29 protein-coding genes and 1 pseudogene are annotated in these 22,756 nt (G+C 41.0%); 14 read left to right on the forward strand and 16 right to left on the reverse strand.

The window, feature by feature from the left end:
• The first annotated feature begins 46 nt into the window (after positions 1 to 46).
• Positions 47 to 475, forward strand: coding sequence for a nucleoside deaminase (locus tag HEQ19_05295; protein ID WYL99020.1), 429 nt, complete (start codon positions 47 to 49; stop codon positions 473 to 475).
• An 81-nt stretch (positions 476 to 556) separates the two neighbouring features.
• Here the strand turns inward: HEQ19_05295 and HEQ19_05300 are convergent, their stop codons facing one another.
• From HEQ19_05300 to HEQ19_05325, 6 genes are all read right to left on the reverse strand, one after another.
• Entirely contained in the window at positions 557 to 1,444 is an 888-nt protein-coding gene (locus HEQ19_05300; protein ID WYL99021.1) for a DUF4388 domain-containing protein, read from the reverse strand.
• A 331-nt stretch (positions 1,445 to 1,775) separates the two neighbouring features.
• Positions 1,776 to 2,315: an ATP/GTP-binding protein gene (locus tag HEQ19_05305; GenBank protein WYL99022.1), complete on the reverse strand. Its 540-nt coding sequence runs from the start codon at positions 2,313 to 2,315 to the stop codon at positions 1,776 to 1,778.
• Positions 2,316 to 2,625: 310 nt separating this feature from the next.
• The gene (locus HEQ19_05310; protein WYL99023.1) at positions 2,626 to 2,997 is read right to left on the reverse strand and encodes a roadblock/LC7 domain-containing protein; all 372 of its coding nucleotides are present in this window, start codon (positions 2,995 to 2,997) and stop codon (positions 2,626 to 2,628) included.
• 221 nt (positions 2,998 to 3,218) lie between these two features.
• Entirely contained in the window at positions 3,219 to 3,689 is a 471-nt protein-coding gene (locus HEQ19_05315; GenBank protein WYL99024.1) for a hydrocarbon-binding protein, read from the reverse strand.
• Between the two features lie 804 nt (positions 3,690 to 4,493).
• Positions 4,494 to 5,153, reverse strand: coding sequence for a response regulator transcription factor (locus HEQ19_05320; protein ID WYL99025.1), 660 nt, complete (start codon positions 5,151 to 5,153; stop codon positions 4,494 to 4,496).
• Positions 5,150 to 6,358: a sensor histidine kinase gene (locus tag HEQ19_05325; protein WYL99026.1), complete on the reverse strand. Its 1,209-nt coding sequence runs from the start codon at positions 6,356 to 6,358 to the stop codon at positions 5,150 to 5,152. The genes HEQ19_05320 and HEQ19_05325 overlap by 4 nt, the downstream gene beginning before the upstream one ends.
• A gap of 412 nt (positions 6,359 to 6,770) precedes the next feature.
• On the opposite strand from HEQ19_05325, the gene HEQ19_05330 reads away from it, so the two are divergent.
• The 7 genes from HEQ19_05330 to HEQ19_05360 all read left to right on the forward strand — a co-directional run bounded on the left by HEQ19_05330 (position 6,771) and on the right by HEQ19_05360 (position 11,908).
• The gene (locus tag HEQ19_05330) at positions 6,771 to 7,289 is read left to right on the forward strand and encodes a P pilus assembly/Cpx signaling pathway, periplasmic inhibitor/zinc-resistance associated protein (protein WYL99027.1); all 519 of its coding nucleotides are present in this window, start codon (positions 6,771 to 6,773) and stop codon (positions 7,287 to 7,289) included.
• Positions 7,290 to 7,402: 113 nt separating this feature from the next.
• Entirely contained in the window at positions 7,403 to 7,642 is a 240-nt protein-coding gene (locus HEQ19_05335) for a DUF3148 domain-containing protein (GenBank protein WYM03267.1), read from the forward strand.
• Between the two features lie 168 nt (positions 7,643 to 7,810).
• The gene (locus HEQ19_05340) at positions 7,811 to 8,368 is read left to right on the forward strand and encodes a peroxiredoxin (protein WYL99028.1); all 558 of its coding nucleotides are present in this window, start codon (positions 7,811 to 7,813) and stop codon (positions 8,366 to 8,368) included.
• Positions 8,369 to 8,872: 504 nt separating this feature from the next.
• Positions 8,873 to 9,196, forward strand: coding sequence for a hypothetical protein (locus HEQ19_05345; GenBank protein ID WYL99029.1), 324 nt, complete (start codon positions 8,873 to 8,875; stop codon positions 9,194 to 9,196).
• Between the two features lie 147 nt (positions 9,197 to 9,343).
• Positions 9,344 to 9,565 carry a DUF4327 family protein gene (locus tag HEQ19_05350; protein WYL99030.1) on the forward strand — a complete coding sequence of 74 codons (222 nt, stop codon included), beginning with the start codon at positions 9,344 to 9,346 and terminating at the stop codon, positions 9,563 to 9,565.
• Positions 9,566 to 9,750: 185 nt separating this feature from the next.
• Positions 9,751 to 11,046, forward strand: coding sequence for an adenylosuccinate lyase (purB, locus tag HEQ19_05355; GenBank protein WYL99031.1), 1,296 nt, complete (start codon positions 9,751 to 9,753; stop codon positions 11,044 to 11,046).
• A gap of 316 nt (positions 11,047 to 11,362) precedes the next feature.
• Entirely contained in the window at positions 11,363 to 11,908 is a 546-nt protein-coding gene (locus HEQ19_05360; GenBank protein ID WYL99032.1) for a DUF4126 domain-containing protein, read from the forward strand.
• Positions 11,909 to 12,140: 232 nt separating this feature from the next.
• On the opposite strand, the gene hemH is transcribed toward HEQ19_05360, so the two are convergent.
• A complete protein-coding gene (hemH, locus tag HEQ19_05365; GenBank protein WYL99033.1) occupies positions 12,141 to 13,304 on the reverse strand; it encodes a ferrochelatase in 1,164 nt (387 codons plus the stop codon).
• 93 nt (positions 13,305 to 13,397) lie between these two features.
• Here hemH and HEQ19_05370 point away from each other — a divergent pair, with 93 nt between their 5' ends.
• The 5 genes and pseudogenes from HEQ19_05370 to HEQ19_05390 all read left to right on the forward strand — a co-directional run bounded on the left by HEQ19_05370 (position 13,398) and on the right by HEQ19_05390 (position 16,237).
• Positions 13,398 to 14,021 (forward strand): class I SAM-dependent methyltransferase, encoded by a 624-nt coding sequence (locus HEQ19_05370; protein ID WYL99034.1) that lies wholly within the window; start codon positions 13,398 to 13,400, stop codon positions 14,019 to 14,021.
• A 127-nt stretch (positions 14,022 to 14,148) separates the two neighbouring features.
• A complete protein-coding gene (locus HEQ19_05375; protein ID WYL99035.1) occupies positions 14,149 to 14,667 on the forward strand; it encodes a DUF29 family protein in 519 nt (172 codons plus the stop codon).
• Positions 14,668 to 14,672: 5 nt separating this feature from the next.
• Positions 14,673 to 15,191 (forward strand): DUF29 family protein, encoded by a 519-nt coding sequence (locus HEQ19_05380; GenBank protein WYL99036.1) that lies wholly within the window; start codon positions 14,673 to 14,675, stop codon positions 15,189 to 15,191.
• A gap of 5 nt (positions 15,192 to 15,196) precedes the next feature.
• Positions 15,197 to 15,715, forward strand: coding sequence for a DUF29 family protein (locus tag HEQ19_05385; protein ID WYL99037.1), 519 nt, complete (start codon positions 15,197 to 15,199; stop codon positions 15,713 to 15,715).
• Positions 15,716 to 15,720: 5 nt separating this feature from the next.
• Positions 15,721 to 16,237, forward strand: a pseudogene (locus tag HEQ19_05390) (DUF29 family protein).
• A 640-nt stretch (positions 16,238 to 16,877) separates the two neighbouring features.
• On the opposite strand, the gene HEQ19_05400 reads toward HEQ19_05390, so the two are convergent.
• From HEQ19_05400 to aat, 5 genes are all read right to left on the reverse strand, one after another.
• On the reverse strand, positions 16,878 to 17,081 hold the full coding sequence (locus HEQ19_05400) for a hypothetical protein (GenBank protein ID WYL99038.1): 204 nt from the start codon (positions 17,079 to 17,081) through the stop codon (positions 16,878 to 16,880).
• Between the two features lie 12 nt (positions 17,082 to 17,093).
• Positions 17,094 to 17,657, reverse strand: coding sequence for a peptide deformylase (def, locus tag HEQ19_05405; protein ID WYL99039.1), 564 nt, complete (start codon positions 17,655 to 17,657; stop codon positions 17,094 to 17,096).
• A 335-nt stretch (positions 17,658 to 17,992) separates the two neighbouring features.
• Positions 17,993 to 18,178 (reverse strand): helix-turn-helix domain-containing protein, encoded by a 186-nt coding sequence (locus HEQ19_05410; GenBank protein ID WZI67117.1) that lies wholly within the window; start codon positions 18,176 to 18,178, stop codon positions 17,993 to 17,995.
• Positions 18,179 to 18,459: 281 nt separating this feature from the next.
• Complete coding sequence (locus HEQ19_05420; protein ID WYL99040.1) at positions 18,460 to 18,837, reverse strand: DUF433 domain-containing protein; 378 nt, start codon at positions 18,835 to 18,837, stop codon at positions 18,460 to 18,462.
• A gap of 51 nt (positions 18,838 to 18,888) precedes the next feature.
• The gene (gene aat, locus HEQ19_05425) at positions 18,889 to 19,464 is read right to left on the reverse strand and encodes a leucyl/phenylalanyl-tRNA--protein transferase (GenBank protein ID WYL99041.1); all 576 of its coding nucleotides are present in this window, start codon (positions 19,462 to 19,464) and stop codon (positions 18,889 to 18,891) included.
• Positions 19,465 to 19,545: 81 nt separating this feature from the next.
• On the opposite strand from aat, the gene HEQ19_05430 reads away from it, so the two are divergent.
• Complete coding sequence (locus HEQ19_05430; GenBank protein WYL99042.1) at positions 19,546 to 19,875, forward strand: hypothetical protein; 330 nt, start codon at positions 19,546 to 19,548, stop codon at positions 19,873 to 19,875.
• Positions 19,876 to 19,956: 81 nt separating this feature from the next.
• Here HEQ19_05430 and rpsN read toward each other — a convergent pair whose 3' ends face one another.
• The 4 genes from rpsN to HEQ19_05450 form a co-directional block, all read right to left on the reverse strand.
• Positions 19,957 to 20,259 carry a 30S ribosomal protein S14 gene (gene rpsN, locus HEQ19_05435; GenBank protein WYL99043.1) on the reverse strand — a complete coding sequence of 101 codons (303 nt, stop codon included), beginning with the start codon at positions 20,257 to 20,259 and terminating at the stop codon, positions 19,957 to 19,959.
• A gap of 390 nt (positions 20,260 to 20,649) precedes the next feature.
• Positions 20,650 to 21,339, reverse strand: coding sequence for an endonuclease III (gene nth, locus HEQ19_05440; protein ID WYL99044.1), 690 nt, complete (start codon positions 21,337 to 21,339; stop codon positions 20,650 to 20,652).
• On the reverse strand, positions 21,315 to 22,412 hold the full coding sequence (gene rseP, locus HEQ19_05445; GenBank protein ID WYL99045.1) for an RIP metalloprotease RseP: 1,098 nt from the start codon (positions 22,410 to 22,412) through the stop codon (positions 21,315 to 21,317). The genes nth and rseP overlap by 25 nt, the downstream gene beginning before the upstream one ends.
• A 103-nt stretch (positions 22,413 to 22,515) precedes the next feature.
• A complete protein-coding gene (locus tag HEQ19_05450) occupies positions 22,516 to 22,755 on the reverse strand; it encodes a 2Fe-2S iron-sulfur cluster-binding protein (GenBank protein ID WYL99046.1) in 240 nt (79 codons plus the stop codon).
• Position 22,756 lies beyond the last annotated feature (1 nt).

Below are 22,756 nucleotides of genomic sequence, written 5' to 3' on the forward strand. Positions count from 1 at the left end.
AAATCGGATATTCTTAACTATTATCGTTCGCAATTCTCAAGTTGGCATGAACCCAGAATACTTTATGAGTCTAGCATTGGCAGAAGCAAAAAAAGGTGATGCGCCTTACGGTGCGGTGATTGTTAAAGATAACGAAGTAGTTGCCGTAGGTTATAATACTGTAAGGCGAGATAGCGATCCATCTGCTCATGCCGAAATAAATGTGATTCGCAGTTTAACGGCTAAACTTAAAATTCCTTCTTTAGAAGGTTATAGCATATATACAACTGGCGAACCTTGTCCGATGTGTGCGACTGCTTGTGTTTGGACAGGGATATCAGAAATTATCTATGGTGTTTCTATTCAAGATTTAATTTCTGTAAATCAGTCGCAGATTAATATTTCTTGTGAAGAAGTGATTGCGAAGTCTTTTCGGAATATCAAGGTTACAAAAGGGATTTTAAAATCAGAATGCTTACAGTTATTTAACAGTTAAATTCGTAGTACCGCTAAAGCTCTATAGAAGCGCAGCGGCTTCTCACGATTCCTATAGTTGGCTTTATTCTCGCCAACTTACTTAAGCTTTATTCCTGAGAAAATCTACTAAATTTTTGAGAAATGACCGACTAATAGCTGGTGGGTTAGAAGGGTCTTGTACTGGTTCTGCTAAGGGGACTGTTGGCGTAGACTGAGTTGATTCATCCATTGCACATGCAGGGTAAGCAGATACCATGAAATGTTCGTCAGCCAAACCAATGACGATTAGTCTATAGGCAATTTGTTGGACAGTTTCTACAGGTATTCTCAGCTGATTAGCAATATCCTGTAGGGAAATATTACCATTGACAAACTCCCATACTTGCCATTCTAGGGCATTGAGCTGTATTTGGGGCTGTTTTGCAATCAAACTTGATAAACCGGATGTCTGGTCTGGTAGTTTGTCTGCTAAAGCTGTCCAGTCTCGCAGCGCACGCAAACCGATGAGAATGACCTCAGTTGCTGACATACTAAGACCGGTCATTTCTGATAAGGGTAATTTCAATTTTTCTATGGTATCAAATTTAAACTCACCATCCTGAACTTGAAATAAGTTACATATTGGTCGCAATACTTGACTGTTAAATAGCAGTTTCAGTTGTTCTGATTGCAATAGTCCTTGAGATTTGAGAAATAACCCCATTGGTGTGATTATAGAACTAGAGGAAATCTGAGTAACTCTCGATATAACCCGTTCGCTAATCCATCCCCGTTGAGCAATCATTAATGTCAAGCTTTTTTGATCTAAGCGGTCGGCTACAGCAACAATGCGACCTTGATGTAGCCAGAAGTAGTAAACTTGTTTTTTGCCATTTTGATTTTCTTGTGGTAGGAACTCAATGTAAATTACTCCTGTCTTTTTTCCGTGATCTAAAAATTGAAGTAGTTCTGGTAAAGAAAAATCGGCAAAATTACCAGTTATCGTCATTATTTGTCTCCCTTATTCTGTTGTATTAAATCTTTAATTAAGTATTCTGGCACAAATAAATTTTACTAGTTAAGTCAGTCGGCGCAAATAAACCGTACTGGTTAGGGTCTTCATTTGTGCAGCCCTGCGTTAGTCGGGTTCAAAGGTTTAAAGTAAGTGGCGTCATTGGTAAGGGGTTTTGAGTATATTTGCCTGAAATTGATATTTTTAAATCAAATTAATATTTAAGTTGTTATTTTCTTTTAATTGTTATATTTTCTCTCCTATTTTTGCATAAAAATGCTATTGAATTAGCAACTCTTTAGCAAAAAAATAGCCTTTGACATGTTCTTTAAACTGTACAACTTTCCATCAAGTGCTGTACTAAAACAATTACGGCTTCAACTACAGAGTCTCTGTCCGTGGGGTTCACCTTCACAATCGGGGGTCGGTGATTCTGATCCATGTACCCAAGGGCGAGGTACACATCTTCTTCTGCCCAAGCGCCAGGACAGTCATTATGAGTTATACCAATAATCATGGGAATATTCACACGTTCATTCATAAACGAGATAATTTGACGCGCTTGACGAAACTCTCTAGGGCGATGGGCTGGTACCAGTAAGATATAAGCGTGACCCTTGCGAATCAAAATATCCCACATAAAATCAAAGCGAGACTGACCAGGTGTACCATAAAGGTATAATGCCATGTCAGAACCAAAGTGTACTCGACCGAAGTCAATGGCAACGGTGGTCTTTTGTTTCAGTAATGCTGTTTCGTCAGTTGCACGAGTATCTGTGTCTACTACGTCAATTTCACTCACAGAACGGATGAAAGTAGACTTACCAGCGCCTACTGTTCCTGTGACAATCAAGCTCATCTTTTCCATGCTTTTTTACTCCCTAAATATATAAATCCTAGGCTTCATTTGAGAAGAATTATTGTAGATTATTAAATCAATATTTTGATTTAGATATTTCTACATCATTTATTTGTTGTAAAACCTCAAATCTACAACCCAAAATTCAATGATATTCAAGAATTAAGCTAATTCATAATTATTAATTCGTGATTCATATTTAAGAAATGGTTCTATTCCCCTGCGAGAAACAATAAATTATGTTTTAGTTGGGGGTGAAATGAACTACACAACAGAATTATGAATTATGAATTATGAATTATGAATTATGGATTTAAAATTACATTAAAATCAGTTTTAATTCTGCAAGAACACGCTTAATTTCTAGCATCAATACTCCCTGTTTAGCGGTCTCATTAGCTAAGACAAGCAACACAGCATCTGCGCCGCAGTTAGTCAGAATACCAACACCCTGATTACCTCCAACCAAAATGCGGTCAATAGTCCCTCTAGATAACTCCATCCCAATGCGTTCGCCTAAAGAAAGCATGGTTGCTGACATTGCTGATACACGTTCTTCGTCCATCCCACTAGGTAAGCTTGTACTCAAAGGTAGACCGTCGGGGGTAACAACGGCTGCTCCTTGAACATCGGTTGTAGCAGATACAAAATTTTGCAAAACTATGCCGAGTTTGTCTGTATTAATTGCCATTTTAGTATTCTCCGTTCTTCTGAATTTAGCTAAATTTGAATCTATGATTGTCTCAAAACTGCTTGTCAGTAGGTTGGCGCAAATCAACCTTACTTGCTTGGAACGTAATTTGTCATTGGTAAGGATTTGGGGCATATTTACGTTTGGTAATATAGTTTGGTTTATTCCCACCAAATTACTGAGGACGAATAAATCTGGGTATTGGTTGACTTATAGGTTGCTTATCTCAAATGAGTCAACTCAAATACGTCGTGAGTACCACCGCGAAGCACTGATTCGGTCTGTTCTCCCTTTAAGCGCTTACCGATAAGTTGCTCGATAGCTCCCCAAACTACACCCATTGTAAATGTGCATTGACGGTTGGAATTTTCAGGTTCACCAGCAGAACAGATGGCTTCATTTGTGTAGACTTTAATAGTATCACCCTCCATAATGATTTTCTCAAGAATGCACAACCTTGTGCCTTCTTTACCCAAAGCTAGCGCTAATTTGGATGCTGCATCTTCTAAAGAAAGTGAACTATCTGTAAAATGTAATTCTACAGCTAGTTTTTTACCCCGTGTCCGACCCGCTGAAATAAGAGCGATAGCTGTAGCCTTTTCTCCTAGGGCTTCTTCGATCCCTGTAATCACTGCTTTAAAACAGGCTACACTATTAAATTCTCCCAATTCTTTTCGTAATAAATTCGGCATATCTTTTGTGAAAGTTAGAGTATGGTTAACAAACTTTAAGCAATGTGATTTCGATGAGTAGGGTCTAGCAACCAAGCAATCAGGTATTTAGGCTTTGAACTCATTCTCAAATTCACGTTTATGCAATAGTATTTTAGTTTGTTAATTAAATAACTGGTTTTCAATCAGTTTCCTGATTAACTTGATTATCTTCAGGAATACATGAATATCAAACCGAGAGAGTACTGGTATAATTTGTTTATTTAATAAAACAACTAAGTGTATTCCGCTATCGTATAATTACAGGCTAAGTTAGCTCCGCGCCTTCATTGAGCAGTCAGAGATCTGGATACCATGAATTTTCACAAATCATCTAGAATTGTGATATATAAGTCAATTAATACCAATTTAATGTGAAGTTGCACATATCTCGATCCCCCTAAATCCCCCTTTATAAGGGGGACTTTGATATATGGTTTTCCGGTTCCCCCCCTTAATAAGGGGGGCTAGGGCGTGTTTTTAAAGTCTTATAGAATACCACTAAAACGCTGACACATGTAGATTTCGCGTAGGGGCACGGCATTGCCGTGCCCCTACAGATGGTATCATATCGTGTGGATTTAGGGGTATCTAAAAATTTATCCGGCTAAACAAATAGTTTGAAATCGCGGGGCTAGGGGGGATCGAATTCTATGCAGCTTCATAAAAAATTGGTATAACTTGGTTTGTAGTTGCGCTACCCTGCGGGAAAGCTTCGCTAATAGCGCTCTTGATGGTCGAGAGAGCTTAACTGCGAACAAATCAATTGACGTAATTTTGAATTACTTAGTTAGCTTGATTTAAATAGTCTAAAAAAGTATTAGCAAAAATGGCTGCTTGAGTGCGATCGCGCAAATTTAAGCGATTCAACATATTGGTAACATGATTCTTCACTGTACCTTCAGAAATATAGAGTTTTTGAGCAATTTCCCGATTATTAGCACCTGTAGCAATTAACCGCAAAACTTCTTTTTCTCTGGGTGTAAGTTCCACTAAACTAAGTGGTACGGATGGTGTCTGGGTTGGTTCAATATGAGATTGAGTGATCAGTTTGTTAACTATTCCTGGTCCGAGTTGAGTGTAACCTTTATGAACAGTGCGAATAGCAACAGCCAATTCTTCTGAGGGTGTGTCTTTCAATAAATAACCCATTGCTCCATTTTGCAAGGCGGCTTTTACATATTCATCATCATCAAATGTTGTTAGCACTAAAACTTTTATTCCCGCAAAATGCTTGTGAATTTCTGCTGTGGCTGCAACTCCATCCATAATGGGCATTCTGATATCCATCAACACGACATCTGGCTGCAATTTTTCAACTAAATTCACCGCAATTTCTCCATTTTCTGCTTCTCCTACTATTTCTAAATCTGGTTCTAGTTCTAATAATGCTCTTAATCCTTGTCGAATTAAATTTTGGTCATCTACCAACAAAACTTTAATCATTTATTTAACCTCGATAAACGAATTTCAACTGTTATTTTACAACCAGAACCAGGAGAGGTGTTAATATTCAAGACTCCTCCTAGCGCTAAAGTGCGATCGCGCATACTTTGTAAGCCAAAACCTGTAGTATTTTGGTGTAAATTAAATCCTCTACCATTATCGTTAATTTTCAATCGTAAACTCTCTTTGGTCGTAGTGAGTTCCAATTTTACTATAGTTGCTTGAGCATATTTAGTTATATTCGTCAATGATTCTTGAGTAATCCGGTAAATAGCAGTGCTAATTTCACTTGAGAGCGGATATTCAATGTTGATTTGACAAATTGGATAAACACCATTGTCACGGTGAAAATCTTCTGCAAGTAGAGCAATTGCTTGTTGTAAAGATTGTTCTTGCAAAGGATGATAACGCATAGCAGAAACGGAATTTCGCACATCTTGCAACGCCTGGGAACCTAATTCTTTAGCTCTGGCTAGGAAAGTTTGAGATTTCGCTGGGTTAGATTGTGAAAGTTTTAAGGCTGTTTCTAATTGCAGATTTAAAGCTGTGAGAGAGTGACCTAATGAATCATGAATTTCACGAGCGATGCGGTTACGTTCTTCTAAGGTTGCTTGATGCTCAATTTGTCGAGCATATTGACGGAGTTTTTCGTTAGCGATAGCTAATTCTTCTCGACTTTTGCGCTCAGATATAACTGTATTCATCAATAGCAACACAAACACTAAACTTAAGCCAAATAATAAGATTAAGCTCAAGGTGAAAAACAGAAACCGATCCTGGGCTTGTGACGATAGTGGAAATCTGGGTAAGCGATATATTAGTGTGCTTAAAAATAAGATAAATGATATACCTGTAACCAATAAACGCCCAGAAAAGGGAAAAATTAGGCAACTGCGAGTTACTAAAATGATGTAAAGAAAGGGAAATAAGCGAGCAGTTGTCCCGCCAAAAATTCCCGTAATGAAAAGCAAGAAAATTTCACAAGCTGTGTAAATTATCTTTGTGATGCTATTACTCGTGGGCAATCTTAAGCCCATTAACCCAAAAATAATCAGACTACAAATTGTCAGTTCTGGAATCCTGCTAGAAAATCGGGAGTGAGGATATGGTAGCGTAGATGTCACAACGGCGATCGCCAGTAATATCCACTCCAAATAAAGCAAAAAGCGAAAAGGATGATTATTAAACTGAATTGGACGGCTCATAGTATATTTTAGATTTTAGATTTTAGATGTTAAAAGTAGAAATCTTCATGCATCGTTAATATTGGGCGCAATAAACTGGTAGAAATACAGAAGCCGCAATTTTATATACTTATTCTAATTTATATAGGACTCCTATTTGGTTTTTGAATAAAATTAGGTATCGTAGGGTGCGTTAGGATGAAATCCGTAACGCACCATCATCAAGGATTTGGTGCGTTACGCTGTCGCTAACGCACCCTACGCATCTTTTCAAAAATCAAGCCGGATTCCTATATGTAATTTGTAGTGAAATTTGATATCAGTGAATCATGACTTTAGTCATGGGTTGATTCATGACTTCCTCCACATGTCATTATTCAGCTTGAGTTTTTATGATGGTGACATCCAAAGAAGAAAAACCGCGAGGTAATCAATGAAACTTAAGTCATTATCACTGGTAGCTGGAGCGATCGCCCTCACTTTAACTGCAACTCCCTTTGTTGCAAAAGCACAAAATACTTCTGGTTCAACCCCATCACGAGTAGAAGCTCCACATAACGAAAGGCGTCATTTACAAAAACTCAATCTCTCGGATCAACAAAAAAGCCAAATCGATGCAATTCGCAGCAATACCCAAAAGCAAATTGAAGCAATTCTCACACCAGAACAACTCAAAAAGTTCCAAGCTCAACAACAAGCGCGTCAGGAACGGCGCCAACAGAGATTAGCTCAGGGTCAGGGTCAGCGCCCACAAGGTGAACGTCCAGAGGGTAAGCGTCGAGGCGACCGTTTTGCTGATTTGAACTTGACCGCAGATCAGCAAAGTCAAATCCAGAAAATCATCGAGTCGTCGAAACAACAAATCCAACAAGTTTTGACACCAGAACAGCAGCAACAAATCAAGCAATTCCGGGACAATCACCACTCACACCGTCAGCAAGGCAATAGGTAAGTATCCAGATACATTAAATTCTCATGTTACAATAAAAAAAAATTTAGCAATCCCCTAGTAAAAGTTAGGAGTTTTGAGTTATGAGTAAATTCAAAACCCCTAGCTTTTTCAACATGTCTCAACAATTCGCCATTGGTAGTAAAGTCCGTGTTGTGGCACTACCGCCCTACATTAAAACTGCTGACCCTATGCCCATGCTACGCCCTCCTGAAGTGATTCACATTGGGGAAGAGGGTATAGTAATTGACCGCCGTCCTGGGGGATATTGGGGTATTCGCTTTGCTAAGGGAGCTTTTCTCCTGGATAGCCAGTACATTGAAAGTACGGATATCCGTCCCGAATCCGAGCAATAGTAGTCTGTCAATTTTGTTTTGAGGGATTTTTGGTAGTGTGAGCGTCTCGCTCACGCGGGCAAGATGCCCGCACTACAGTCCATCATTTTTATCTTGACATAGTAGTAGTGACAATAGGAGCAACCAGGAATTGTAAACTTATATTAAGTTATAATTCTGGTTTGCAACATGATTTCTCGTCGCAATTTTTTGACCATACTATTTACCAGCTGTTTAGCTATCATCAGTTGGTTGAATTTTAGCCCTACGGCTGATGCTCTTGGTGGTATACTTCCTGAAATTAACCAACCAGCGCCAGAGTTTACTTTGCCAACCAATACAGGCGATGGCGAAATTTCCCTCTCTGACTTGCGTGGTAAGTGGGTAGTACTTTACTTTTATCCCAAAGACTTTACCTCTGGTTGCACCATAGAAGCCCGTCGTTTTCAGCAAGACTTGCCGAAATACATCGAGAAAAACGCTCAGGTTATTGGCGTCAGTGCTGACGATGTTAATTCCCACGCGAAATTTTGTAATTCGGAGGGGTTAAAATTCCCCCTGTTGGCTGATACCACTGGTGGGGTGAGTAAGACTTACGGTTCATGGATCAGTTTCATATCCATGCGCCATAGTTTCATTATCGATCCACAAGGTATTTTACGGCAAACTTTTGTGGGAGTCAACCCCTATATTCATAGCAAAGAAGTTTTGGCAGAACTTGAGAAATTGCAGTCTACAGCCTCTTAGGGACTGACAATTAAAAAAATCTCCACACACCCATTTTATCGGCTATATCAGCACGATTGTGGGTAGGGGCGCAAGGCCTTGCGCCCCGAAAGATCATTCAACGACGCCAAAAACCCTCATTTTCCCCTACAGTGAGAGTCTTGCTCGTACCCCAAAAATCTAAAATCCAAAACTTGTACTGAGCGAAGTCGTTGGCGTAGCCTCTCGTAGAGAAGTATCAAAAATCTAAAATTCGGAGGGTGACGGGGATGTTTCTGTTGGGTCGAGAAACGATGCGTCCTATCCAAAAGCAGCGAAGATGAATTTAGGCTTTGAGATCAGGTTCACTTACAGCGATTTTCACGCAAATAAACCACTTTCAGCGATAATTCCAGCCCCCAGTCAAGACATTTGCCTCCTTTCTACCCCAAGTGCATTTCAAAATTATCTCTAAAGGTTCATCCCAATGTGAATTTATTTAACATATTCTTGCTAAGTTGCCTTATTCAAACAGACTAACAAAAAATGTTGACAAGCAAGCAAACGCTTAACTCCATCCCATCGGCTTTAGTGGTAGAACTTACCAATGTTCAAGCCGAGCAAGTATGTGCTACAGGACTGATCACTCCTGCGGGTTCAGCAGGAAATGGTAGACCAACTCCCTCTACAGGAGGAAATCATGACTCAGATCCAGCATCGAATACGGCACCCAAAAGCAACAGTATTCCGAGTATACTAGGGACAATGAATTTAACACCCTTCTTTCCCGCCCTACCAGCCCATAAATTATCTGCGCTGACTCATCTTTCCCCAGCTGGTAAAACCTCCAACACAACTACATCAAAGTAGTGACAATTTTTAATCATGCCCAAAATTGTTAACACAAACTCATGATGCTTAACAATTTACTGCCAATTTTTTGATAAATTTAAGATAGAGGTAAATTAGTCATGGTCTTGAGTATTAATTCCTTTATTAGAAGCGAGGTGACGAGCTATGGATACTGCTGTTAAATACGACATTGAAGTCATCAAAGAAGAAGCACGTCAACTTGTGAAAAAGGGACTTATTAAGCGTCAGGAGCCAATTTATGTCCTCTGTAAATACATTCCAATTCGTGACTGGGTTTGTGTTGAATTTGAGCTAGAAAACAACGAATTCTTGCTCAGAGATAGAATTATTGACCTTTTGAGTAGTGAAGACTGGACAGAAGATTAAACCTTTCAAGGCAACTCGTAAAATCCCTTTTTTCTCTCAGCGTCCTCTGCGTCTCTGTGGTATAAAAGTTTTTTATTTAACCGCAAAGACACAGAGAACACAGAGTAGAGGGTTTCAAAGTCATTAATCAACACTCATTAGTCAACATTAATGTAAAATATGACGGTTGTATTCTGTGGCGGACTGTGATAGAGCGTTATACCTTGCCCGAAATGGGCAATCTTTGGGGTGAAGCCTATAAGCTAAAAACCTGGCTGCAAGTGGAAATTGCTGTTTGCGAGGCTCAAGCTGAACTGGGCTACATTCCATCTTTGGCGGTTGAGGAAATTAAAGCCAAGGCGAATTTTGACCCTAAGCGGGTGCTGGAAATTGAGGCTGAAGTCCGCCACGATGTCATTGCTTTCTTGACAAATGTGAATGAATATGTTGGGGATGCAGGACGCTATATTCACCTGGGTTTAACCAGTTCGGATGTCTTGGATACGGCTTTAGCATTGCAATTGGTTGCCAGTTTGGATATATTGTTGCAACGTCTGCGAGATTTGATTGAGGCAATTCGCCAAAAGGCAAAAGAACATCGCCATACGGTGATGATTGGACGTTCTCACGGTATTCATGCTGAACCCATCACCTTTGGTTTTAAGCTGGCTGGGTGGTTAGCAGAGGTATTGCGTCACCAAGAACGGTTGCAAATTCTGCGCCAAACAATTGCTGTGGGTAAGATTTCTGGTGCGGTTGGCACCTATGCCAATATTGAACCACGGGTAGAGGCGATCGCCTGCCTTAAACTTGGACTCACACCAGACACAGCATCCACACAAGTTATTTCCCGCGATCGCCACGCCGACTATGTGCAACAATTAGCTTTAGTAGCGGCCTCTATTGAACGCTTTTCTGTAGAAATTCGCAATCTGCAAAAAACTGACGTTCTCGAAGTAGAAGAATTCTTCGCCAAAGGTCAAAAAGGCTCCTCAGCAATGCCCCACAAGCGTAATCCCATCCGTTCTGAACGGCTAACGGGTATGGCGCGACTGGTCAGAAGTCATGCTGGCGCAGCTTTGGAAAATGTTGCACTGTGGCACGAAAGGGATATTTCCCACAGTTCTGTCGAACGGGTAATTTTGCCAGATGCTTGCATTTTAACGCATTTTATGCTCAACGAAATCACCGAATTGGTGAAAAACCTGCTGGTGTATCCAGAAAACATGGAACGAAATCTCAATTGCTACGGTGGCGTTGTCTTTAGTCAGAAAGTGCTACTGGCTTTAATCGAAAAGGGAAGCACCCGTGAGGAAGCTTATGCAATTGTCCAAGAAAGCGCTCATTGTGCTTGGAACAAGCCAGAAGGGAATTTCCAGGCGTTAATTAGTCAAGATCCTCGTGTTACCCAAAAGTTATCACCTGCAGAGATTGAAGTCTGTTTTGATCCACAGCAACATCTCAAACATTTAGAGGAGATTTACCAAAGACTGGGGATTTAAAATTACTCCCTTCCTGGTCTAAAATCACATAACAAACCAGAAATAGCAGGATTAATACTTAACAATAAATATAACCATCATTTGGTAATATTGTTAAGTATTAATCCGTGAAGTTCTCAAGTGGGAAATGTGGAGTTAAAATATATAACATCTATAGCAATCCGGTTTGATTTTTGGCAATAAATCTAAGTATCTGTAGGTATGGTTATGCCTTACTTATCGAGTTTGTCCTTGATATTACTTGCATAAAGTATTATTTCAAACATCAAATAGGAATCCTATATTTGCTTGTATATTTAACACTTTAAGTCCTCTGATGATTGAAATGCTAGCCACACTTTCTGCCTCTGCAGCGGCTGGAATCAGAATCGCCATACCCTTACTGATGATTGGTTTGTTGCAGGGAAATCATCTTTGGTCAGAAATACCGATTTTATCACGCATTTCTTCACCAGTCTTGCTATTTTCACTCACCATTTGGTCCTTAATTGAGCTATTTGCTTCAAAAAAGCTAATGGGGCAAAGAATGCTACAACTGGTGGAGTTATTATTTTCCCCCTTTGTGGGGGCTATCATGGCATTGGCAGTAGCTTCGACAACAACAACGCCAAACTGGCTAATTGGCTTGATTGGGGGTTCGTTAGCGTTAGTACTCCAGCTAGTTCAAGTTGGCTGGTTTTATCGCTTGCGTGGCTTACCGTTGTGGGCAGTCTTTCTTCAAGATATCTTATCTGTGGCTCTAGTCTTGTTTGCAATTAATGATCCTTGGTCTGGAGGATTAATTGCTTTAATCCTCCTCTTGTTTGCAATTCGTAGTGCGAAGCAGTGGTATAGCTTGTATTGGCAAAATCGCCGGCGATAGTCAAGGGTCAAGGGTCAAGGGTCAAGGGTCAAGAGTCAAGGGTCAAGAGTCAAGGGTCAAGAGTCAAGGGTCAAGAGTCAAGAGTCAACGGTCAAGGGTCAAGGGTCAAGGGTCAAGGGTCAAGAGTCAAGAGTCAACGGTCAAGGGTCAGTAGTTAGTGGTCTTATGACAAATGACAAATGACAAATGACAAATGACAAATGACAAATGACAAATGACAAATGACAAGCAATTACAAAAGTCCTACAAAGTGTAGCAGTCCATGACCAGTAATCAGCTCGATAATCAAAGCAATAAAGCCCAGCATTGCAATACGACCATTCCAGACTTCGGCGCTAGTAGTTATACCCCATTCCCAACCCTCTTGGGGGTACATTTTGACCCTTTTCTTCATTTGGGCGGCTTGCGAAAGCTTGAAACTGGGTTTTTCGAGGGCATCAATTACTAAGTCTGCTAGTGCTTTAATAAATACCGGATGGGTGTTGGGCGCTGGTACGCGACGGAAGTTATGAATTCCTGCTTCTTCAGCTACTTCTCGATACTCAATGTCAATTTCTTGCAGTGTTTCGATGTGTTCAGAGACAAAACTGATCGGGACGACAACCAAATCTTTCACCCCTTGTGCGCCTAAGTCTTTGAGTGCATCCTCTGTATAGGGTTGCAACCATTCTACAGGACCGACGCGACTTTGATAAGCTAAGGTGTGGGGATTGGGTCGATTGAGGGTCTGCATAATCAGAGCAGTACATTCCTCAATTTCTTGCTGGTAGGGGTCCCCTGCTTCTTCTACATAGCTTTTAGGTACGCCGTGAGCGCTGAAGAAGATATGGGCTTCATGGGGATTGGCTAATTGATCTAGTTCTTGGGCTATAAGTGCAGCCATAGCCTCAAGGTAGCCTGGTTCTTTGTACCAGGAGGGAATGACGGTGTATTCCAGGCGTTGCAGTTTTGGGTCTTCTTGCCAAAGTTTTTCTAAAAGTCGGAAACTGGAACCACTGGTACTGATGGAAAATTGGGGATAAAGTGGTAGAATTACCAGGCGTTCGATATTATCTTGGGTAATATGAGCGATCGCTTCTTCGGTATAAGGATGCCAGTAACGCATTCCCACATAAATGCTGGCTTCTTGTCCCATCTGGCCTAGTTGTTCTTTGAGCGCTTCCCCTTGGGCTTCTGTGATCCGCCGCAGTGGCGAACCGCCCCCAATTTGTTTATAGTTGGCTTGGGATGTTGTGGTTCGCCGCGAAGCAATAAACCAAGCCAGGGGCTTTTGCAACCAAGGAAATGGTAGGCGAATAATTTCTGGATCAGAAAACAGGTTAAATAAAAACGGACCGACATCTTCGAGCTTATCAGGACCACCGAGATTGAGTAATAAGACGCCTACACGACCCATAGCTATTACTTTCCCCCAACCTTTTCAGTTTTTTTACTAATGTTAACAATATATCTTTATTAAATATAAAGGTTAATGGGATGGAAAGGTGTAATGGCGACAATTTTACGGGATTGGAGTTACCGCTATCAGTGGCTCTATGACGGTATATCAGGTTTAGCGGCCTTAAGTGTGGGTGGCGAAACCCGTTTTCGTCAACTAGCGTTGCAAGGCTTAACGATTCACTCAGATACTAAAATTTTAGATTTATGTTGTGGCAGTGGTCAAGCGACGCAGTTTTTGGTGAAATATTCACAAAATGTAACAGGATTGGATGCTTCTCCATTATCCCTGAAACGAGCGCGGCAGAATGTGCCTGATGCTTCCTATGTAGAAGCCTTTGCTGAGGAAATACCCTTTGCAGATCACGAGTTTGATGTGGTACATATCAGTGTGGCACTCCATGAAATGCAACCTGAGCAATTACACAAGATTGTTAACGAGGCTTATCGGGTGCTGAAGTCGGGAGGGGTGTTTACATTAGTCGATTTTCACGCTCCCACAAATCCGATATTTTGGCCTGGGGTGTCACTGTTTTTACTGTTGTTTGAAACTGAGACAGCTTGGCAACTTTTGAAAACTGATTTACCTGGATTATTAAAACAGACTGGGTTTGAGGTGAGTCAACCTACTTTGTATGCTGGTGGAAGTCTGCAGGTGATTCAGGCTAAAAAGTAAAATACGACTGACGCAAATGGCACATTAGATAACTGTAGGCTGGGCATTGCCCACCCTACCAAAATTCATAATAAATAAGTAATTGTTATATTGAATTTAGCACAATGAAATTTTGAGGTGCATAAAAATGACACAAGAATTAATCGACCTGAGAAATAGCATTATGGAAGGACGTTATGCAGATGCTTTGGCAATTGTTGATGAGTTAGAAGGGATGAGTAGACAAGCTATTTTGCGGAATATCCAATCATTTTTAGTTAGACTGATGATTCATTTAATTAAAAATCAGGTAGAACAGCGTTTAACTAATTCTTGGGCTAATTCTATTCGCAGTTCAATCCGAGAAATTAAAAAATTGAATTTGCAAGACAATAAAACCTCTTACTACGTCAACATAGATGATTGGGAGTTAATATTGGAAGATGAATTTGAAGAAGCGATTAGAGATGCGAGTGATGAGGTAATGAATGGTGCTTACAGTCCATTTAAATTAGCAGAAATTGTAGATGAAAACCAAATAATCAATCAGGCGCAAATTCTGTTGAAATTAACATACAATTACTCAATTAAAGAATTGCCCGCAATCATTGATGATTATTTAACTCGGCTACCCGGTGGAGAAGATTGGAAAGCAGGGAAGAGGTAATAACAATGACACAAGAATTAATTGACCTGAGAAATAGCATTATGGAAGGACGTTACGCAGATGCTTTGGCGATTGTTGATGAGTTAGAAGGGATGAGTAAACAAGCGAATTTGCGGATTATCCAATCCTTTTTAAGGATTCTGCTCATTCATTTGATTAAAAACCAAATAGAACAGCGATTAACAAATTCTTGGGCGGCCTCGATACGGAATTCACTGATTGAAATCAAAAAAGTCAACCTCAAAGAGAATAAAAAATCCTATTATATCAATCAAGATGAATGGGGTAGTTGGTTAGACGATGAAATTGAACTAGCAGTAGCTGACGCCAGTTTGGAAGTGTTGAATGGAATTTACAATGAATTTCAACTTACGGAAATGGTAGATAGAAACCAGATAATTAATAATGCACAAAGCTTTATATTGCTAACATATTCCCATACAATTAAAGAATTGCCCGCAGTCATAGCTGAAAATTTAACTCGGCTACCCGGTGGAGAAGATTGGAAAGCAGGTAAGAGGTAATCACAATGACACAGGAATTAATCGACCTGAGAAATAGCATTATGGAAGGACGTTATGCAGATGCTTTGGCAATTGTTGATGAGTTAGAAGGGATGAGCAAAAAGGCTATTTTGCGCCAGATTAAGTCGTTTTTAAAGATTTTGTTGATTCATTTGATTAAAAATCAAATAGAACAGCGGTTAACAAATTCTTGGGCTACTTCTATTCGCAACGCAATTCTGGAAATTCAAGATGTAAATCTCAAAGAGAATAAAAAATCCTATTATATCAATCAAGATGAATGGGGTAGTTGGTTGGAAAATGAAATTGAACTAGCAGTAGCTGATGCTAGTTTGGAAGTGTTGAATGGAATTTACAATGAATTTCAACTTACGGAAATGGTAGATAGAAACCAGATAATTAATAATGCACAAAGCTTTATATTGCTAACATATTCCCATACAATTAAAGAATTGCCCGCAGTCATAGCTGAAAATTTAACTCGGCTACCCGGTGGAGAAGATTGGAAAGCAGGTAAGAGGTAATCACAATGACACAAGAATTAATCGACCTGAGAAATAGTATTATGGAAGGACGTTATGCAGATGCTTTGGCAATTGTTGATGAGTTAGAGGGGATGAGCAAACAAGCTATTCTGCGGAATATTCAATCTTATTTAAGGATTCTGCTAATTCATTTGATTAAAAACCAAATAGAACAGCGCTTAACAAATTATTGGGCTACTTCTATTCGCAATTCACTGATTGAAATCAACAAAATCAATCTCAAAGAGAATAAAAAATCATATTATATCAATCAAGCAAGATGAATGGGGTAGTTGGTTGGAAAATGAAATTGAACTAGCAGTAGCTGATGCTAGTTTGGAAGTGTTGAATGGTAAATTCAAGCGATCGCAACTTTCAAAAATGCTGGATAAACCACAGATAATATTAAATGCAGCTGAGTTATTGGCGCTAACATACACCTATTCAATCAAGGAATTACCAGATATTATTGATGATTATCTGACGCAACTACCTGGCGGTCAAGATTGGCTAAATAGTTAGAAATGAGGCGAGTCAAGATAGTCGAGTTTAACATGGGGAATGGTCAGGCGCTGGGAAATTTGACGTGCCAAAGTCGTCAACCCCCTAAGCGCAAGGGAGGAGGGGGCTTTTTGGGTTTCGTTGGTCAACCCAACCTACGATTTTCCAAAACCTACGCAGTATTGGCTGCGGATGGACTCGGATGGCGTTCCTGTTCGATTCTGATCCATTCTTAAAGACTATCGTGAATATCCCGGTTCTGGTCCAATACAGTTCAGTTAGACTCAAATGGTATACAGTGTAGGGGCACGGCATCCAAAATCTTTTCTTCTAATGACAATTTTATTCGTGCCGTGCCCCTACGACAATTTTCCTTAACTGAACTGTATTGGGTTCTGCGCCAGTTGCGAAAATATGTGTATACTGTCAGCCTAGCAGGAAAGTCCCCAGGCAATGCTCGCCATCTCACTCCTTCTACCATAATTATGACCTTTGCCGCAAGGCTTTTTGGCAGCGGGTTTTTACTGGAATTGAACCTAGGCTATCCCTAGAGTGAACTGAAAATCGGTAAAGGTAGTGGAATATGAGGAGAAAAGGTAAAAGGTAAAAGGATGTATTTTGCAATTTTCCTTCGTCCCCTTACCTTTTATGTACCTGATGCTTATTTAATGTTAGCCTTTGCGTCCCTAACTGCAGCAAAGAAAAATAATCCTGTGAGGGGAATGCTCAAAGCCAGGATAATCGTAGTTAGTTGGACACCCAAATCTGGTTGTCCGTAACTGAGTTCAAAAATCGAACCGACAGCAGCGATCGCTGTTACACAGGAACTAGCGAGGAAAAAACCGCCTTTTGGAGTTAAATACACGATTAAATCACCTTATGTTAATGGTTTCACCGCTTGATACGAGAAGCCATTCTTCGATAGTTCCTGGGTCAAAGTCAAGGAGTTATCCACACGGTCTACAAATACCACGCCGTTGAGGTGATCCATCTCATGCTGAATACAGCGTCCGAGGAGGTCATTAGCCTTTAATGTTCGGGGACGACCATTTTCATCTTTATAGACAATTTCCACGACTTCGGGGCGCTTGACATCCAGATAAACGTTGGGAATGCTCAAACAGCCTTCTTGGGCTACGCAGATTTCTTTGCTGAAGAATTTAATGGTAGGGTTAATCAACACCAAAGGTGGATTAGCTGGGTTATCTGGTTCCAGGTCGATAACAATTAGTTGTTTATGAACTCCGACTTGGGGCGCAGCCAAACCAATTCCATCTTTGCTGTACATAGTTTGCAGCATTTCGCGTATCAGTTGACGTAGTTCATCATCTACTTTTGGAATCCGCTTGGCTGGTTGACGCAGAACGCGATCGCCTAAATAATGAAGCTCCAATGGCGGATTTTTTAACTTTGTTTTCTCTACAGCAATTTCAGGGGGCATGATTGTCTTTGACTAGATGGTGAACTCTCCTACATAATTCAATTGTATCAATCTCGTTACTGGTCATATGACATCTGAATCAATACTGCTCGGTTAAGAAAATCGCAAAGCGTGAAACCCTTGTAGAGACGTTACATGTAACGTCTCTACATTCGTGGCTCTTCCGTACTTAGCGTGCTGAATTTGTTAAAAAATAAGTTTGAAACCCTTGCCTGGCTCCGATAAAAGCCATTATTTTTTGTATTTGAGCTACTGTTACTAAAAATCAAATTATAAACGCCTATAAGCCTTGTTATTAAAGCAATTTAATCGACTTTCATTAATAATTAAGCACGCTACACACGCAAGAGCCAGAACTTTTTCAAAATCAAGTGATTGGGTTGATATCCAGATTGATACAATGCTTGCCATGTAGCAAGTCCCCAATTGTATGTAAATCGGGATATGCCGGCATGTTTTGACATCAGAATTTTCTGGTCAGCAGTCAATTTTAACTTGGTTTTGATGGAAGTCAGTAACACAAATTTACTTGGTTAGGCAAGCTTTTCAAATCATCACATAAATAGTACAGGTGGGTCTAGAAGGTTTATGTAAATTTTCTTGAAATATCTGGTGACAGAAGCCCTGAGAGCGCGTAGGGTCTGCACCATACGCGAGCAAGGTTTTTGGTGCGGTTTGTCAATAAATGTCCGTGTAAGTCTGGCAAATAGTTGACTAGGAGATTACTCTAGCCAACCGTTTTTTGCTAAGATTCCCAGGAAAAGTAGGGCATATCCATCAAGGTTGTAGTCAACCAGAAAAGTCATGGCGTTTTTGAGGTACGTTTGGCTTTTTGCTCCTCTAGCTTTCTCCAGAGAGCTTCTTGACCTGGTTTGTGCGGCTTAGTAGCGGTTTGGGTAAAATGTTCGCTGTTGCGTTCTTCCCAATACTGGCGAATTTCCTCTCTGGTTCGGAGAACTTCTTGATACTCAGCTTCTACCTGAGTACGATTCGCTTCTAGAAAAGACAATGCAGCCTCTATTTGCTCATCAGTGAGGTGAAATTTATTGCGGATTAACTTAGGGGGATACTGAACCTTCAACAGATCCATTATGTCATAGAGGGTAATGCGTGTTCCGGAAATCGTGAGTCCACGTTCTGTGCGAATGATAGTGGCTTGTTCATTAGATGCCAAAGTCATAGCCGTAGCCTCTGGTAAACTAACTTCATCCTAAAATAATTATATCAGTTTTTACACCAAATTACACTGGCGTTGCAAGGCTTTATGTAGTAGAATTTGATACTCTTGATCCTCAACCCGATAAGCACCAAATCTGGCCAAATGCGGATTCATCATTTGGGCGTCAAACAGCACAAATTCCCTTTCTCGTAACCTTTCTACCAACTTTACCATCGCCACCTTTGAGCCTTCAGGAATGCGGTAAAACATTGATTCGCCAATGAAAGCGCCACCAATCACAATTCCTAAAATTCCCCCAGCGAGTTCGTCACCCAGCCAAGTTTCAAAACTATAAGCAAAACCATTCTCGTAAAGTAGCCAGTAGATTTCTGCTAATTCCGCAGAAATCCAAGTTATTTTGCGGTTAGCACAACCAGCTACCACAGCATTAAAATCACGGTTAATAGCCACGGTAAACCGTTCTTGATTTAAAACACGCCGCAAAGATGTAGGATAGCGAAATCGGTCATCTAAGGGAATCAGTGTGCGATCGCGACTACCGTACCATGCCAGTCCATCGCTGTCGTCAGCCATGAGAAAATAGCCTTGAGAATAGCCTTGAACAATAGCAGCGATATCATATTGCATAGTTAAGTTAACAATAAAAAAGCCTGATTAGGAGCGCATTCTGCGTTCCTCTGCGTCCCTGGAGGGTATAAAATAAAAAAAATGACAGAACCAATTCCACCCATCACCTTACCACCATCTGAACAGCCCCAACTGGAAGGGGAATGGTTACAACAGCGCCTGCTGCGGTGGCTAGACACAGAATTTATCCCAGAAGCAGTAAATCACAAAATTGCCCAACGCGCTGCACAGATTTTTATCCGACAGCGGATGGAAGGCGAAAACGACCTCGGTTCTCTAGTAATTGCTATTGTTACAGAAATGCAGGCCTTTGATTTTTCCAAAAGCTTTTATGGAGAGTTTGCGATCGCCAACGCTGTCAGCGATCTACTCTTAGAAAGTCTGGGGATAGATCGCTGTTGCGGTCAATAAAGAAAATCCATAGTCAAAAGTCCACAGTCAAAAGTCCATATCTTGACTCTTGACTCTTGACTCTTGACTCTTGACTCTTGACTACCAGCTAGACTTAACAACTCCGGGTAACAGACCTTCGTGGGCCCATTCCCGCAGGACGTTCCGAGACAGCCCAAAGTCGCGATAAACGCCTCTAGGACGACCAGTTACCCAGCAGCGGTTGCGGTGACGGGTAGGCGCACTATTGCGGGGTAATTGTTGAATTTTCCGGTGAATTTCTAGCTTATCTAGGGGAGATTCTGCATTTTGGAACTCAATCTGCAACGCTTCCCGCTTATCTGCATATTTTTCTACCAATTTGGCGCGTTTTTTCTCGCGCTCAATCATGCTCTTTTTTGCCATACACTCTCTAATTTATTTTAAAGCAGCATTTTCCATTCTATCGTTAGGATAGGCTTTTAGGCTCTATTCCCATTAATTCCCAGGCTGCTAGTATAGCTTATCCCACAACTTGTGACTTATGATCTGTAGGGTGCGTCAGTCCGCAAATTATCGCCACCCAATCAATGGACTTAGAACTTACGCACTGTACAAATTTGGCATGGTATGCTTTTACCAAAATACGTTGTTTCAGGCTTTGATTAATTATTACTTTGATGGTAAACAGACCCGCGTTGTAAGGGTTTAGCAATGCTAAACCCCTACGACATCTCCGGTTTTTTGGAGCTACATATTTTGTGTTTTTTGTCAATGCGTAAGTCCTAGAACTGCTACTGACGCACCCGACAAATTTTATATTTTAATTGTCAGTCCCTGAGCGGTTGGGCAAATATCAGCCAGTTGACAAGCAACACAGTCAGGAGAACGGGCTTTACAAATCGCCCGACCGTGATAAATCAGCCGAATTGACCAATTTTCCCAATCTGGTTGGGGTAATAACTTCATTAAATCTTGTTCAATGCGGATGGGGTCTGGATGTTGAGTTAAACCCAAGCGTTGACTAAGGCGCTTGACGTGAGTATCTACCGTCACTCCTGAGTTAATGCCATACGCATGAGCTAAGACTACATTTGCAGTCTTCCGCGCCACACCAGGAAGCTGCAACAACTGCTCCATTGTATTAGGCACAACAGAGTTAAACTCCGTGACAATCATCCGACAGGCGGCTTGAATATTCTTGGACTTATTGCGGTAAAATCCTGTGGAACGCACCAAATTTTCTAACTCTGCTAAATCAGCATCTGCCAAACTCGCTGCATCGGGAAACCGACTGAATAATGCTGGTGTAACTTTATTCACCCGCTCATCTGTACATTGAGCGGAGAGAATCGTTGCCACCAGCAATTGTACAGGCGTTGAGTAGGTCAAAGAGCAAGTTGCATCTGGATAAAGACGCTGCAGGCGAACTAAAATTTCTCTAGCCCGTCTTCTCAAATCTGACGCACCCAAATTGATACTCACTGGAATAATTTTTGTACCCACTCTAACTGACTAGTTAACTGAGTAGTTTCCTTGACAATCAGAAAAATTCCTAATCCTAAGAGTAGCACTAAACCAGTTTGCATGACACCATCTTGAATGCGGGTAGGTAAGGGCTTACCGCGCAGACCTTCAATCAACAGAAAAGCCAATTGTCCGCCATCCAAGGCTGGTAAAGGCAGAATATTGATGATCGCCAGGTTAATGCTAATCAGCGCCGCAAAGAAGAACAAACTGCCTGTATCTTTTTGGGCAATATTAGCACCAATTTCCACAATTTTAATTGGACCTGCTACTTGAGAGGCTGTTTCGCCGAAATTGGTGATCAGTTGTCCAAAACCTTTAAATGTCATGGACACAATCCGCTGAAATTCAGTCGCACCAACACTCAAAGCCTCGACAGGATTAGTAATGCGACGACGTTCAACTTGACCATTGGGAGAAAGGCCAATACCAATGGTACCACCATTAGACTTAGGCTCAGGAACGACATTTAAAGATAGCTTTTGGTCGCCACGGAGGATTTCTAGTTGAATGGACTTCCCGGCATTATTTTTAATTAAATCCCGAAAAGCGTCAATTTCTTGCAGTGAAGTCCCAAATTGGTGTTGATTAGCCGCTATGATGACATCTCCTGGCTTAATCCCCGCATTGCTAGCTACAGAACTGACCTCTGGTGCGAGTTGCTGAATTAACACACCAGGTTGACTTGCTTGTCCCATACCGACAAAGCTAACCTGTCCTACCAGCAACAAATAAGCAAATAATAAATTGGCGATCACACCTGCACTGATGACGATCGCCCGATCTAAAATAGGACGGTTACGCAGTAGATTCGGGTCATTGGGTGGAATAACACTATCTGGCTCATCATCGGGAAAGCCGACAAAGCCGCCCAAAGGAAAGGCGCGGATAGCATATTCAGTTTGCGGACCTTGGTACTTCCAAATTACAGGGCCAAAACCTAAAGAAAAGCGGTTAACGTGAATCCCTTGAGAACGTGCTGCAATGAAATGTCCTAGTTCGTGTACCAAAATCAAAACAGCCAAGACTGCGATCGCTGCTAAAACTGACATAGAGCAAATTAGTTGAAATATTCGGATATATATTCTTATTGTAGTAGTTGGGCAAGGGGGTTGAAATCGAACAGAGATTCAACCCCTCCTAATTGTTTGACTATTACCAAGTGGGGTCACTAAACAAATGAATTGTTAATTCCTCTGGTTTTGGTGGAACTGCTGAAATACAGGCGCGGATAATCTCTCCATCGTCTAATTCCACAGTACAGGCGTGACAAGACCCCATGAGACAGCCAGTGGGAATCAGTACTCTAGCCCGTTCGGCTACATCTAAGAGGGCTTCTCCCACTTCGGCTTCTACTGTGACATCATCTGGTAAAAAGCGGACGCGGACATGCATA

Origin of the sequence: Gloeotrichia echinulata CP02, from assembly GCA_038087035.1 — a bacterium.
Taxonomy (GTDB): Bacteria; Cyanobacteriota; Cyanobacteriia; order Cyanobacteriales; family Nostocaceae; genus Gloeotrichia; species Gloeotrichia echinulata.

Excerpts from the sequence above, each read along its gene's own strand:
- HEQ19_05350 (WYL99030.1), top strand. The coding sequence starts at position 9,344 with ATGGATACTGCTGTTAAATACGACATTGAAGTCATCAAAGAAGAAGCA.
- HEQ19_05320 (WYL99025.1), bottom strand. The coding sequence starts at position 5,153 with ATGATTAAAGTTTTGTTGGTAGATGACCAAAATTTAATTCGACAAGGA.
- aat (WYL99041.1), bottom strand. The coding sequence starts at position 19,464 with ATGCAATATGATATCGCTGCTATTGTTCAAGGCTATTCTCAAGGCTAT.
- def (WYL99039.1), bottom strand. The coding sequence starts at position 17,657 with ATGCCCCCTGAAATTGCTGTAGAGAAAACAAAGTTAAAAAATCCGCCA.
- HEQ19_05335 (WYM03267.1), top strand. The coding sequence starts at position 7,403 with ATGTCTCAACAATTCGCCATTGGTAGTAAAGTCCGTGTTGTGGCACTA.
- HEQ19_05360 (WYL99032.1), top strand. The coding sequence starts at position 11,363 with ATGATTGAAATGCTAGCCACACTTTCTGCCTCTGCAGCGGCTGGAATC.
- HEQ19_05420 (WYL99040.1), bottom strand. The coding sequence starts at position 18,837 with ATGACTTTGGCATCTAATGAACAAGCCACTATCATTCGCACAGAACGT.
- HEQ19_05385 (WYL99037.1), top strand. The coding sequence starts at position 15,197 with ATGACACAGGAATTAATCGACCTGAGAAATAGCATTATGGAAGGACGT.
- HEQ19_05305 (WYL99022.1), bottom strand. The coding sequence starts at position 2,315 with ATGGAAAAGATGAGCTTGATTGTCACAGGAACAGTAGGCGCTGGTAAG.
- HEQ19_05345 (WYL99029.1), top strand. The coding sequence starts at position 8,873 with ATGTTGACAAGCAAGCAAACGCTTAACTCCATCCCATCGGCTTTAGTG.
- HEQ19_05315 (WYL99024.1), bottom strand. The coding sequence starts at position 3,689 with ATGCCGAATTTATTACGAAAAGAATTGGGAGAATTTAATAGTGTAGCC.
- HEQ19_05340 (WYL99028.1), top strand. The coding sequence starts at position 7,811 with ATGATTTCTCGTCGCAATTTTTTGACCATACTATTTACCAGCTGTTTA.
- rseP (WYL99045.1), bottom strand. The coding sequence starts at position 22,412 with ATGTCAGTTTTAGCAGCGATCGCAGTCTTGGCTGTTTTGATTTTGGTA.
- HEQ19_05310 (WYL99023.1), bottom strand. The coding sequence starts at position 2,997 with ATGGCAATTAATACAGACAAACTCGGCATAGTTTTGCAAAATTTTGTA.
- HEQ19_05450 (WYL99046.1), bottom strand. The coding sequence starts at position 22,755 with ATGCATGTCCGCGTCCGCTTTTTACCAGATGATGTCACAGTAGAAGCC.
- hemH (WYL99033.1), bottom strand. The coding sequence starts at position 13,304 with ATGGGTCGTGTAGGCGTCTTATTACTCAATCTCGGTGGTCCTGATAAG.
- rpsN (WYL99043.1), bottom strand. The coding sequence starts at position 20,259 with ATGGCAAAAAAGAGCATGATTGAGCGCGAGAAAAAACGCGCCAAATTG.
- HEQ19_05370 (WYL99034.1), top strand. The coding sequence starts at position 13,398 with ATGGCGACAATTTTACGGGATTGGAGTTACCGCTATCAGTGGCTCTAT.
- HEQ19_05430 (WYL99042.1), top strand. The coding sequence starts at position 19,546 with ATGACAGAACCAATTCCACCCATCACCTTACCACCATCTGAACAGCCC.
- HEQ19_05295 (WYL99020.1), top strand. The coding sequence starts at position 47 with ATGAACCCAGAATACTTTATGAGTCTAGCATTGGCAGAAGCAAAAAAA.
- HEQ19_05300 (WYL99021.1), bottom strand. The coding sequence starts at position 1,444 with ATGACGATAACTGGTAATTTTGCCGATTTTTCTTTACCAGAACTACTT.
- HEQ19_05375 (WYL99035.1), top strand. The coding sequence starts at position 14,149 with ATGACACAAGAATTAATCGACCTGAGAAATAGCATTATGGAAGGACGT.
- HEQ19_05325 (WYL99026.1), bottom strand. The coding sequence starts at position 6,358 with ATGAGCCGTCCAATTCAGTTTAATAATCATCCTTTTCGCTTTTTGCTT.
- HEQ19_05330 (WYL99027.1), top strand. The coding sequence starts at position 6,771 with ATGAAACTTAAGTCATTATCACTGGTAGCTGGAGCGATCGCCCTCACT.
- HEQ19_05380 (WYL99036.1), top strand. The coding sequence starts at position 14,673 with ATGACACAAGAATTAATTGACCTGAGAAATAGCATTATGGAAGGACGT.